The sequence below is a fragment of the Rufibacter psychrotolerans genome, from assembly GCF_016924645.1.
Lineage (GTDB): Bacteria > Bacteroidota > Bacteroidia > Cytophagales > Hymenobacteraceae > Nibribacter > Nibribacter psychrotolerans.
In genome coordinates this window covers 148,066-160,801 of sequence record NZ_JAFFJV010000009.1, presented here as the reverse complement: position 1 = coordinate 160,801, position 12,736 = coordinate 148,066, and the positions used below count along the sequence as shown (strand labels likewise).

Below are 12,736 nucleotides of genomic sequence, written 5' to 3'. Positions count from 1 at the left end.
CTTGGCTAAAAAGTTAAAACAGACCTTTGCCATTCACCATTGGTGCGGGCTGATTGCCGGAATCTTTATTCTGGTGATCAGCCTTTCCGGCGCGGTGCTGGTGTTTGATGACAATATTGACGAGGCCAGCTTTAGGCAGGAGTCCACGTTAACGGCTCCGGCCAATTCCTTGCGGATAGATGCTTCCTTTGAGCGGGTAAGGCAGCAGAACCCTGGCTGGGAAGTGAGAATCCCGTCATTGCCTGCTGCCCCTACCCAGGCGTTGCACTATGAGCTTCGGCAGGGCCAACTCAGAAAATGGATTTTTGTGCACCCGGTAACCGGCTCTGAGCAAGCCACGGTAGCGCAAGCCCACAACCGGTTCTCTTACCTTCTCCTGAACCTGCACTACAACCTGCTGGCGGGTACTGCCGGTAAAATAGTGGTGTTGCTGGCCGGTCTGGCCCTTCTGCTGCTCACCATTACCGGCTTTCTGCTGTATAGGAAGTCTATTCTCAAGGTACTTACTTTTAAGAAGCGCGTTTCCGGCAAGAACCGCCGGGCTTTCTTTTCCAGCCTGCACAACATAGTGGGGGTTTGGTCTTTGGTCTTCAATCTCTTTATGTGCGTCACGGGGCTGTCACTGGCCATTACCGTGGTAGGAAATGCCTTCAAGGGCGGCAAAAAAGAGATTGTCTCCCCGGCAATTCCGGTCTCCATTGATGCAATGCTCCTACACGCCGGGCAAACGTACCCAGCCTTTCAGGTGACTACCATCAGGTTTCCTAAGAATGCAGAGGGCAAGCTGCAACTGTTGGGCAGGCAGGCGTCAGACCCTGCCTATTACGGAAAGTATTACAGCTCTCTGCAGTTCAACTACAAGACCGGAGAAATGGGAAAGGCTGACTTCCTGAAAGACCAGCCGTGGTCCAAGCGCTTCCTCACCGTGCTGCATCCCCTTCACTTCGGCGATTATGCAGGGCTTTTTGTTCAGTTGCTGTATTGTGTGGGAGGTATTATGCCAGGGGTACTCTCCATCTCTGGGTTCATTCTCTGGCGGTTCCGCCCAAAGCGTACCACCCGCAAAGCGCCTGCCGCAGCTTATAAAACGGCATAAAAGCAGCGGGCTCGCCCTGTGCTCTTTTGAGGCTGTTCGATAAGGCAGGCAGACCTGCCGTTTCTTATGAATTCCTGATCCAGACGCGGAAGGTGGAGCCTTCGTTGAGGGTGCTTGTTACTTCCACGTAGCCGCCCAGTGCCTCGGCCTGGGTTTTGACCAGGTACAGGCCCAGGCCCCGGCCCGAGACATGGAAGTGGAACCGCTTGTACAGCCCAAACAGGTTTTTGCGCTCTTTTTCCAGATTAATGCCCAAACCGTTGTCGGTGACTGACAGGCAGACCAGGTTGGCCTCGGGGTGAAGCTGGACCGTGATGGAGAGGTGCAGCGGCCGGTGCGGCGACTTGTACTTCACGGCGTTGGTGAGCAGGTTGTTGAGGATGCTGCTCACGTAGCTTCTGATGGAGCCAATCTCCTCTACCCCGTTCAACTCCACGGTGGCTACCTCATAACTGTTGGCGGGCAGCACTTGTAAGGCCTGCTCCACCACCTCGGGCAAGAAGACCCGCTCGGTTTCCTGCAAAATTCCGGTCTGCAGGCTCAGCATCTCGTTCAGGTCTCGGATGATCTGGTCCAGGTTCTGCGCCGTTTGCCGCAGCTTGGGGGCAATGCTCGCCAACAGCTCGGGGTTCTTGCCGGCGCTCATCAGGTCGGTCAGGCCCAGGATGTTGGCCACCGGTGAGCGCAGGTTATGGGAGACAATGTAGGTGAACTGCTCCAGGTGGCGGTTGCGGCGCACCAGTTCCTCGGTGAGCTGCTGGCGTTCCTGCTCGGCCTTCTTCTGCTCGGTGATGTCGGTCTCAATCACAATGAACTTCTTGCCCTGGCGGCTGCCTTCCTCCAAAATGGGCGTCACGTCCAGCTTGGACCAGTACAGGTCCCCGTTCTTGTTGCGGTTCTGCACTTCCTGGGTGAACGGCAGGTCCAGCTGCAGCTTGCGGCGGATCTCGGCAACTTTCTCGGGGCCAGTCTCGGGCCCGGCCAACAGGTCTCCCGGCCGCAGGCCTTTTATTTCCTCCAGGGTGTAGCCCGAGAGCCGGGTAAAGCCATCGTTCACCCACTCAATGCGGGCAAACTCATCGGTGATGTACACTGAGTTCACCGTTTTGCTGGCTACCCAGGAGAGTTTTTCCAGCTCCTCCTCGGCCTGCTTGCGGGTGGTGATCTCCTTGAAGAACACTGAGAACCCTTCGTCTGAAGGGTACACGCTCATGTCCAGCCACTCCCCCACCTGCGCAGAGAACTGCTCATAGTGCACCGGTTCCTGGGTGGCCAGCGCCTGGCGGCATTTCTCCTGAATCACCGCCACGTCCTGCGCCACAAAGACATCTTGGAGGCTCCTGCCAATCAGCTCTTCCCGGCTCACCTGCATAATGGCCTCGTACTTGGAATTGACGAAGGTGAACCGCCCGCTGTGGTCAATGGCAAAGAACGCGTCCCGGATGCTCTCCAGGATGGTGTTTAGCCGTTGGGCAGTGGCCTCCAGCAGTTTCTGCTGGCGTTTGTTCTCGGTGGTTTCATGGGCTAGGCCGTGCACCCCCACCACTTCGCCGTTGACCTTGATGGGGATCTCCGTGAAGGTGTAATGGCGTTCCTGGTGGTCTGGGCTGAGCAGGGTGGTCTGGGTGGTCACGGGCTCACCGGCCAGCACCCGCCGGAAGCAAAGCTCATTGTGCTCCTTGGCGGCCGGGTGGGCAAACGCATTGAAATGCCGGCCCAAGATCTGCTCCTGGGGCAGGCCCACCATTTCTATGGCGTTTTTGTTCAACGAGGTGAAAAGCCCCTGCGTGTCCAGGGAGTAGGCGATGCCGGGGTTGTAGTCAAACAGGGACCGGTACCGCTGCTCGCTCTTCTGTAGCTCTACCTGCGCCAGGTACCGCTCGGTGACATCCCGGGTTGCCACCACAATGCCCTGGATGTCTGGATCGGTCAGCCGGTTGGTGAATATGGCCTCAAACCACCTCCAGCCGCTGGAGTCTGCCGTGGGGAACCGGTATGGTTGGGTGACCACCGTGTCTTCCTGCAGCGCCCGCTGGAACGAGGCCCACAGAGCCGCCTTGTCTTCGGGATGAACAAAGTCAAAGGCATTCCGCTCCAGCACCTGGTGGGAAGGCATGCCCATCACCGACTGCACCGACGGCCCGATGAACGCGTAAGACCCGTCTTCTTTCAGGATGATGATGGCATCTGAGCTGGCCCGCAGCAGCGCCTGCAGCTGCTCCTCTGCTCTGGCCTTGATCTGCTCGGCCTGCACCAGGTTTGAGATGTTACGGCCAATGCAGTACATGACCTTCTTCTCTTCTGAGAACACGGTAGACCAGTCCATGTACACCACGGAGCCGTCCTGGTGCAGGTACCGGTTGCGGTAGTTATGGTAGTGGGCGCCCGTAAGCACCTGGCGGCCGGCCTGGCGGGTTCTTTCCCGGTCCTCGGGGTGCACCAACTCCAGGATGTAGCGGCCCATGAGTTCTGCCTGGGGGTAGCCCCACATCTTGGCGCCGGCGGCGTTGATCTGGGTGATCTTTCCCTCTGAGCTGATGAGGCAGATCACATCCAGGGTGTTGTCCATGACCATCTGCAATTCCCGCAGGGCCATTTCCATTGCTGCCCGTTGCTGGCCAAGCTCCAGTTTGGCCGCCTGTTCGGTCCGCAGGTCGCGGATGTGCACGCTGGCCACCATTTTACCCGAGGGGGCCCGGAAGGCGCTGGTACTCAGCATGACCGGGAAGGAGCTGCCATTGGCGTGGCGGCACAGCAGTTCGCCCTTGAAATGGCCCGTCTTCCTGCGGGTTTCCAGGCAGACCTGTAACCGCGGATCAGACAGGTCCATGATGCCGGCCCGGCCTTCCCTGAGCAGGGTTGCCCGGTCTTTGCCCACCAGCCCACACATGGCCTGGTTCACCAAGATTACTTTGCCCTCCACGTACGTCAGGAGCATGGGCTCCATGCTGTGCTCAATCATAGAGCGAAGAAGCGCTAACTCTTCCCCAAGCACTCCCCCTGCCACCAGGGTATCTTCTCCCTCTACTGAATATATGTCCACCGTGTGCTACTCACTAATACGCTTACCTAAACTTGCTTCCTGTGCCGCTGCAAAAAGTCCAATTTCGGGCCCATAGGCCTACTGGATACTTTTTGGCCCGCAAAGATATCTACTTTAGGCTCAAGCAAAAAGCACTTTCACGCCCATTGCTCCGTATTTCTACCAGACACCCTGTTTTAATAGAGGGTTTTAGGGCTATTTTCTGAGGAACAGGCCCAAAACGCCGTACCGGTACGGCACTTCCGTTTTGGGCCTGGTTTCTTAAAAACCGGGCAAAAAGAGGTAACAAAAAAGACCTCCTGCGAACAGGAGGCCTCAAAAAAGCACCAAGTCAGGGCCTGGTCAAAGATCAGTTAAGGTGCCCAGAAAAGCGATGATGGCTTTCTGCTCTTCAGGGCTCAGGTCCAAAGGGTCTGAGGGCAGCGTCTGGTGTTCCAGGTCCAGGCCCAGCCCTGCTCCCCCGCCCCGGTTGTAGAAGTCCATCACCTGCTCCAGGGTCTTATAACTGCCGTTGTGCATGTATGGGGCGGTTTGGGAAACGTTGCGCAAGGTAGGCGTTTTGAAGGCGAATTTCAGCCCTGCCAGTTGGTTGTGGCGGTAGCGGCCCTCATCTGGGTCAATGACCGGCTTGCTGTTATTGGGTGATTCCAGCACGCCCAGCACCTCGCCCTCCGTGCTGGAGAAGGCTGGTCCGGCGGTACCGTTGAACAAAGGCATAAAATGACAGGTACCGCACTTGGCCTTTCCCATGAACAGGTTAAATCCTTTGATCTCTTCTGCCGTCATTTTAGCCGTATCACCCCGCATGTAGTGGTCAAACCTGGACTTGAACGGCGAAAGCGACCGGATGTAGGTGGCCAGGGCCATCATGACGTAGCGGGGCTTGATCGCCTTTTCCATGGTAGGGAACGCCTTCTGGAAAGCGCTCACATACGCCGGTTGCTGGTTCAGCCGTATGGCTGCGGCTTCCACCGAGCCGTGCATTTCATCTTTGTTGGCAATCACATCCATGGCCTGGTTCTCTAAGGTGGGCGACCGCATGTCATAGAACTGGGCGTGCTGCAGGCCTGCATACAGCAAAGTAGGGGCGTTTCGGGTTACAAACCTGCCGGGGTGCAGGGCGGCGCTTTTAGGCAAACCGTCGGTGAAGGCCAATGCTGGTTGGTGGCAGGTGGCACAGGTACGGGTACCGCCGCTTACAATGGGGTTGTGGAACAGGTCTTTGCCCAGGCTCACTTTCTCTGGGCTGGTGCGGGCTTCCAAGTTGCCCACAAAATAGTCCTGGTTGAGGGCGTCTTCCTCAAACAGCGTCCCTGCGGTGGGGTTCACAGCAAGGGCCGTCTCCAGCGGAGCAATATTCAGCTCCTGTTGCCATTTGGTGATGGCTTGGGTGACGGGGTTTGCGTGCTGCGTGATAAACTGCATCCGGTCAAAGCCGTTGAAATCCTGGCCTTGCTGCGCGTAGGCGACGGCGCTGCCCAGCAGGTCTTGCAAGGCGGTGTTCTCCCCGAAATGGGCCAGCACTTCCTGCACCGAGGCCAGCGCCACGGCCGCTTCCTGTACGCCGGTCTGCACCAAAGGCGTGTCAAAACCGGAGATGCCCAGGATCATGGTTCTGAAAACTTCCTGCTTGCAGGCGTCCAAGATGTGGGCCTCGGTCAGGACAGATTCCTCCAGGATCAGCCTTGTCCGTTTGAAGGTAGAGAGAAAGGCTTTTACCTGGTTCACCAGCTCGCCCCGGTTTTCTTCTGCCAGCTCAGGGTACACCAACTCTTCTATCACCTGCAGGCCCGAAGGCTCAAAGACCCGTGTTTCCTCCAGCTCAAACTCTGGCAAGGGCGGGCCATTGAGTTCCTTACTGGCGGTAGGCGCATAGTACTCGGTGAACCACTCTATCTGTTTGTAGGCCCTGCGGGTACGCAGGAATGCCGCCAGGACTTCTTCTGGCTCTCCGTTGGTAGCCGTTTGCAACAGTTCCTCCTCGGCCACTTGCTGCAGCAAATCAAACCGGGCTGCCACGTGCTCCTTTACTGCTGCCGGCACAGCGGGCTTTTTCTCTTCCTGGGTACAGTAGTAGAGGAGGCTGATCAGGAGGAAAAGGCTGGATAGGAATACTACTCTTTTCATTACCAGAAATGGGGAGAAAGCAGCAAAAGCCTCCCAAGGGAAGGCTTTTGCCTTGTCAGACAACAACAGATAAAATAAAGTATAAAATTTGGGATAGAATTAGCGTGCCACTCCGGTCAAAATCACGGTCTGCCCACCTTCTTTGTTGTTCACTACCCCGCTGCCATCGGCTCCTTTTCCGCCGGGGGCAAAAGAATCGCTGGTCCAGGTGTGGGGGTGAATGTTCACCAGGAAGGTGCCGGGTTTGCCCACCAGATCAGAGATATCCATCATGGCCCCGTACTCCCAGGAGCTCAGGCGGGTGCTGTTGCTTGGGTTGTATTTGGCGTTGAACACAGGATCTTCCCTCCGGTGGCTCATCTCCAGCATGGGCTTAATCTGTTTGGTGGCGATTTCATATTGCCAGATGCGGCCGTCGTGCTTGTTGTCACGGTAAAAGGAGTCGCCGTCTTCCTGGATGTACACGTAATTCTGCGTCACGCAGATATTGTCTGGGTTCACGATGCTGTTCCCCGGGTCAACCCCTCCGTCAATTAGTGCGGTTAGTTTCCCCTTCAAAGGATTGTTGGCATCCAGTTCCAGTTTGTACACCCGGCCCCACATGGTAAGACCGGTCACTGGGGTAACTTTATCGCTCTGGCTTACGCCAGTGGAGGTGAAATACAGGGTACGGTTAGCCGAAGCACTGCCTTTGCCGTAGTCCAGGTCTTCTACCCGGGCAAACTGCAGGGCACCCTGCGCCACGGTCTGGGCAGCCAATTGAGAACCCGTGCTGGTGGCTACGTTTTCATACTCCACAAACTCCACGTCATAGGCAGTATTCACTTCCATGTCGGTCTCTACCGTGTTGCGGTTGGTGCGGCGCAGCATGTACAGTTTGCCGCCTTGCAGGTCACCGGTGGAGTTGGAAAGGTACAGGTTCACCTGCCCTAAGCTGTTGGCAGCACTGCTTTCATCTTCGCCAATGAAGATAGCGGTCTTGCCTGGGTAAGCTGCCTTGGGAAGCGGCACCGCGTTCTCGGCGCTGCACTTGCCCAGGGCGGGCAACACCCGGTTAGGGTTATTTTTCTCAGTTTCCAACCCAAGCGGGTTGATGGCATGGATCATGGATTCAATCCCGCTTTCACCGGCAGTTAAGAACGTTGGGCCAAAACCGTGCTCTTCGGGGGTAGCCAGGGTGGCGGAGCAGAGTCTCCAGCGCCCGCCGGTGCCGTCTACAATGTACTCGCCTTTTACCGGCTTCAGGTTCTGGTCTAGGTACACCCTTGACACCGACTGCAGAATCTCATGGTTGGTGATTAGGAGATAGCCCTTGCCGTTGGGATCTTTCATGAGGCCGGCTCCATCTGGCTGAGCCCCGTAAATAAAGGAAGGCGAGCCCTCCAGTCGGTCATCGCTGCTGATAAGCGGGAAGATATTCACTCCGTCAAAACCATTTAAAGTTTTCACCAGAGACGGCGTTACCGAGTGGGCTTTGACTTCCAGGTTAGTATCAACCGCCGTGTTCTCTTCTGCAGAATCGTCCTCATGGCAGGCGGTCATGAACGTAGCGGCAGCCAGGCCTACAGCCAGGGAAAAGTGTTTAGTAACAAATGGTTTCATGGATTTCCTTTTTCGTTATCCAAAGCTACCATCGGCCTGTTACCCCTTCATTAGCCTTGTTTTAAGCCTGTTTTAAGTTAAACCCTTGTTTTTCAAGCTTTAGAAACATTGCCGTAACGCGCTGACTTTTGCTCCTACTGGCATGGTACCAGGGGAAAGCAGGTGAAAAACGGCTTACCCTGTTTTGAGCCTGTTTCCCAGAAAACTGCTTTGAAACGGTGTAAAACAAAAAAGAGCCACCTGAAACCAGGTGGCTCTTTCTAACAGGCTGCATTGGAAACCCTATTGCACTTGCTTCTTCTCAGCTTTGTACTTGCCGTCAAACTTCTCGTACAGGTACTGCTGTTTGTCGGTGAGGTTGAGCTTGCGGCCCTGGATGAACGCGTGGCTGATTTTGTTGGTGCGCATGTCCAGGATATCGCCATCAGACACTACCAAACTGGCGTCTTTGCCTACTTCCACGGAGCCAAGCTGCTTGTCTACGCCTAGGATTTTGGCGGCATTCAGGGTCACCGAGGACAACGCTTGTTCTTTTGGTAAGCCGAAAGCCACCGCAGTACCGGCAATGAACGGCAGGTTACGGGAACCGTGCAGGCTGGCGTCATAGTCCAGGCAGAACAGAATACCGGCTTGCTGCAATAGGCCCGGCATTTTGTACGGCAGATACACATCATCTCCGGAGCGGGTAGGCAGGGCGTGTACGCCGGAGTACACCACCGGAATGTTATTCTCCTTCAGGAAATCGGCTACTACCAGGGCATCGCCACCACCCACGATCACTATGTCCTTCACGCCGGCTTTATGCGCAAACCGCACCGATTCCACAATCTCTTTGCCGTAGTTGGTGTGGATGAACAGTTTTTTAGAACCATCAAACAGGCCTACCAACGAAGCCAGTTTCAGATTCTCGCGGTCGTGTTTCTGGTCTTTGTACACCTTGGCTTCGGCCAGCAGAGACTCCAGTTCATTAAGACTGCTTTGGCGGGCCTGGCGGCGTTGAGCCATCACGGGCGAGTTGTCACCGGCCTGCACCATGGCTGGCCAGCGCAGATGCACGCCGCCATCGGCTTTCACCAGGGCGTCTTCCCAGTTCCAGGCATCCAGCTGCACTACCGAGGAAGACCCCGAGATCATGCCGCCTACAGGCGTTACTTGGGCCATCAACACCCCGTTGGAGCGCAAGGTGGGCGTGATGTCTGAATCGGTGTTATAGGCCACCACCGAGCGTACATTGGGGTTGAACAACCCCACTTCCTGCTGGTCCAGCGTAGCCCTAACTGATTCAATCTCATTCAACCCGATCTGGCTGTTGGGCAGGATCATACCCGGGTAAATGTGCTTGCCACTCACGTTCACGGTCTCGTAAGACGTGCCACCCGCGTTGAACCCGGAGGCCGGACCCGCATAGGTGATTTTGCCGTCTGTGAACGCCACGGCGGCTTTTTCCACTACCTGGCCGTTGCCCACGTGCAAGGTGGCCCCGGTGAGCAGAGTGGCTTTGGTTTGTTTGGCAGCCGGCACCGGAACCTGGGCCCAGGCGGCTGTGGTGCTCACGAACAAAGCCGCCGCAAGCAATAGACGATGTTGCATGTTTTTAGGGGTAAGGCGTACCACAGATTTCTTTACAATTGACATAGCTGGGTCTCCTTATTTTTGGCTGTACTCAGATTCTTGGAAGGTTTCTTCACCCTCGGTGCTCAGGTCTTCGCAGTGCAGCACCTGAGCCGCCCCGCGGCGCGATGGCGCGGCGTTTTGGGTACGCTCTCCGCGGGCTTTGGCGGCCAGCATTTTGTTGATCAGGCGCAGGCGCTCTTTCTCCTGCTCTTCCTGCAGTTTCTGGTCCTGCTCCAGGTCAAAGTAGGCGATGCCGTCCACGAAGGTCTTCTCCGGACGCGCGTAGATTGACAGCGGATGCTCGTTCCAGATTACCACGTCGGCATCTTTTCCGGCTTTCAGGCTGCCTACTTTGTCATCCAGGTGCAGAAGTTTGGCCGGGTTCAGGGTCACCATTTTGAGGGCGTCTTCCTCAGAAACTCCGCCGTACTTCATGGTTTTGGCGGCTTCCTGGTTCAGGCGGCGAGCCATCTCGGCATCGTCTGAGTTGATGGCGGTGGTCACGCCCACGTTGTGCATGATGGCGGCGTTATACGGAATAGCGTCTTTCACCTCCATTTTGTAGGCCCACCAGTCAGAGAAAGTAGAGGCGCCAATGTTACGGGCCTTCATCTTATCGGCCACTTTATAGCCTTCCAGAATGTGGGTGAAGGTGTTCACTTTGAAGCCCATCTGGTCGGCCACTTTCATGAGCATGTTGATCTCAGACTGCACGTAAGAGTGGCAGGTGATGAAGCGCTCGTCTTTCAGGATCTCAGACAAGGTCTCCAGCTCCAGGTCGCGGCGCGGGGCCGGAGTTTTGGCTTTGGCTGATTTGGACAGTTTGTTGTAGCTGGCCCAGGCTTTCTGGTATTCTTTGGCGCGCTGGAACGCATCTACCATTACCTGCTCCACGCCCATGCGGGTCTGCGGGAAACGCACGTTGTACTGCGGTGAGCGGTTTGAGTGCTTCACGTTCTCACCCAGCGCGAATTTGATGAACGGATCTGCCCCCTCAAACAAGAGTTTCTCCGGCGCCTGGCCCCACCGCAATTTGATGATGGCCGACTGCCCCCCGATGGGGTTCGCCGAGCCGTGCAGCAACTGCGAAGTGGTCACCCCACCGGCCAACTGGCGGTAGATGTTCACCTGCTCGTGGTTCACCACATCGGCCATACGCACCTCGGCGGTGACGGCCTGTGTACCTTCGTTCACGCCATCCAGCGCGATGTGCGAGTGCTCGTCAATGATGCCGGGCGTCACGTGTTTGCCGGTTCCGTCAATGACTCTGGCCCCGTTGGCCGACAGGTTTTTACCTACCTGCGCAATCTTGCCGTTTTTCAGCAGCACATCGGCGTTCTCCAGTTTGCCTTCTTTCTCGTTGGTCCAGACGGTGGCGTTTTTGATGAGGACGGTCTCAGCCTTCGGTAGTTCGGTTCTGCCGAAGGCCGCAAACGGGAAGGTCAGTTTGCCCATGTCCAGGGCGTTGTTGGAGCGGGAACGGGCGGTGTCGCGCTTAGCTTGCTGGGTGGCGGCTTCAGAAAGCAGTGCGGTCCATTTCACGGTTTGGGCATCGGGCAACTGCGCCTCGCCCTGGAAGCCTTTGCCAGTGTACCAGCCGGTTAACCGAATGCTTTCTTTTCCGTTCTTGGCGGGCGCAAACGCCATGGTCAGCAGTTCGCCGCTTAAAGAAAGAGAGCCTTTGAGAGTATCCTGCGCTACTACTTTCAGTTCGGGTTTCTCAGGAGTACCGCTGATGAGCATGCGGCGCTCGGGCTGGTTGCCTACTTTGAGGGTGTACACGCCCCGGAAATCGCCGGGCGTTTCGGTGATTTTATAGCCCTGGCCCTGCACCCAGTTTTCCAGCAGCAGCGTGGAAGGATCAAACAGGTTGCCGGAAGCTACCACGAAGTTGGCTTGCATGCCCTCGCGCAGGCTGCCCACGTATTTGTCGGCTTTCAGCAGCTTGGCGGGCGTGTAGGTAAGGGCTTTCAAGGCTTCCTGCTCGGGCAGACCGTATAGGGTTGCTTTACGCAAATTGGGCAGGAAACGGCTTTTGTCGCGCAGGTCAGCGGAAGTGAATGCAATGGCAACGCCTTCTTTCACCAGCAAAGCGGGGTTGGCCGGGGCCATTTCCCAGTGCTTCATGTCGCTGATGTCAATGCGGCGGGCATCATAGGGATCTTCCACGTTGTAGGCATCGGGGAAGTTCACGTTCAGGATGTAGGCGGCGTTGGTGGCTTTGATCTGGGGCAACATTTGGTACTCATCGCCCTGGCCTTTGAAGATGTACTGGTACCCGAATTCATCGCCTACTTTGTCGGCGCGTACGGCGTTCAGTTTGTTGCTTACCTCAAAAATCTGGGGCAGGTTGTTGGCCTCGTTGAAGGCTTTCAGGGAGATGTTCTGCTCTTTGTCCCAATTTTTGGCGTTCCACTGGGCATCCAGGTAGGTCTGGCGCAGCAAAGCTATGGAACCCATTAATGAGTTAGGGTATTCCTGGGTAGAAGAACCTTTGTCCAGCGACAGGGCAGCAGCGGCTTTGTCCAGCAACACTACCTGGTTTTCGCGCTTATCGGCTAGGGCCACCAAGGAGGCGGTACCGCGGGCAATCCCGTCCTGATGAATGGTTAATACCGCTCCAAATCCCAATTTACGCAATTCCTCGGCGGCCTTGGCGTCTACCTTGAACAGTTCCACGGCATTGGTCTCGGGCCGGATGGCCTGGTTCCAGTTAAAGGCTCCCTCCTTCTTCGACTCGGCCTGGGGTGGGCTGTTGAAGCTGAACGAACGAGCCGGCGGCGTAGGCACACCGTAACTGGTGAATGGGTCCACGAAGCCCGGGTACACGGTTTTGCCTTTCAGGTCGGTGACCATGGCGCCCTGGGGCACGGCTACCTTGGTGCCCACGGCCACTACTTTGCCGTCTTTGATCACCAGCGTGGCGTTCTCCAACTTGGTTTGGTAATCCACGAAAATGGTGGCGTTGGTGAAGGCCCGCAGTCCGGAGCGTTCATCGTACACCCCATTGCGCGGGAACGTCTCCTGTGCCCGGCTCTGCAGCGACATGGCCGCTACCACCAGCACGGAGAGAAATACTTTTTTCATGAGAGCTTGTGTAAAGGTTTGTTTGTGCGAAAGGAAGGTCTGCAAAATGGAAAAGTAGGAAAAAAATCTGCCTTTAGAAAATAGCCCCACGCGTTAGTATGTTTTAGGGCCGTTTTCACCAAAACAGCCCCAGAACCCTTTGGGTACCCCCACAGAAAAGCCCGGCC

At 56.4% G+C, this 12,736-nt stretch carries 6 protein-coding genes; 1 reads left to right on the top strand and 5 read right to left on the bottom strand.

Going from position 1 to position 12,736, the window contains the following annotated elements:
* Position 1: 1 nt before the first annotated feature.
* Positions 2-1,096: a PepSY-associated TM helix domain-containing protein gene (locus tag JT718_RS09745; protein ID WP_205502163.1), complete on the top strand. Its 1,095-nt coding sequence runs from the start codon at positions 2-4 to the stop codon at positions 1,094-1,096.
* Between the two features lie 64 nt (positions 1,097-1,160).
* On the opposite strand, the gene JT718_RS09740 is transcribed toward JT718_RS09745, so the two are convergent.
* The 5 genes from JT718_RS09740 to JT718_RS09720 all read right to left on the bottom strand — a co-directional run bounded on the left by JT718_RS09740 (position 1,161) and on the right by JT718_RS09720 (position 12,569).
* Positions 1,161-4,091, bottom strand: a complete 2,931-nt coding sequence (locus JT718_RS09740) for a PAS domain S-box protein (protein ID WP_317195501.1) — start codon at positions 4,089-4,091, stop codon at positions 1,161-1,163.
* Between the two features lie 390 nt (positions 4,092-4,481).
* On the bottom strand, positions 4,482-6,266 hold the full coding sequence (locus JT718_RS09735) for a cytochrome c peroxidase (protein WP_205502160.1): 1,785 nt from the start codon (positions 6,264-6,266) through the stop codon (positions 4,482-4,484).
* 99 nt (positions 6,267-6,365) lie between these two features.
* A complete protein-coding gene (locus JT718_RS09730; RefSeq protein ID WP_205502158.1) occupies positions 6,366-7,868 on the bottom strand; it encodes a PhoX family protein in 1,503 nt (500 codons plus the stop codon).
* Between the two features lie 282 nt (positions 7,869-8,150).
* A complete protein-coding gene (locus tag JT718_RS09725; protein WP_205502156.1) occupies positions 8,151-9,458 on the bottom strand; it encodes an amidohydrolase family protein in 1,308 nt (435 codons plus the stop codon).
* Between the two features lie 57 nt (positions 9,459-9,515).
* Positions 9,516-12,569 (bottom strand): amidohydrolase family protein, encoded by a 3,054-nt coding sequence (locus tag JT718_RS09720; RefSeq protein ID WP_205502154.1) that lies wholly within the window; start codon positions 12,567-12,569, stop codon positions 9,516-9,518.
* Positions 12,570-12,736 lie beyond the last annotated feature (167 nt).

Coding starts and splice junctions, on each gene's coding strand:
- JT718_RS09735 (WP_205502160.1), bottom strand. CDS start 6,266: ATGAAAAGAGTAGTATTCCTATCCAGCCTTTTCCTCCTGATCAGCCTC.
- JT718_RS09720 (WP_205502154.1), bottom strand. CDS start 12,569: ATGAAAAAAGTATTTCTCTCCGTGCTGGTGGTAGCGGCCATGTCGCTG.
- JT718_RS09725 (WP_205502156.1), bottom strand. CDS start 9,458: ATGCAACATCGTCTATTGCTTGCGGCGGCTTTGTTCGTGAGCACCACA.
- JT718_RS09730 (WP_205502158.1), bottom strand. CDS start 7,868: ATGAAACCATTTGTTACTAAACACTTTTCCCTGGCTGTAGGCCTGGCT.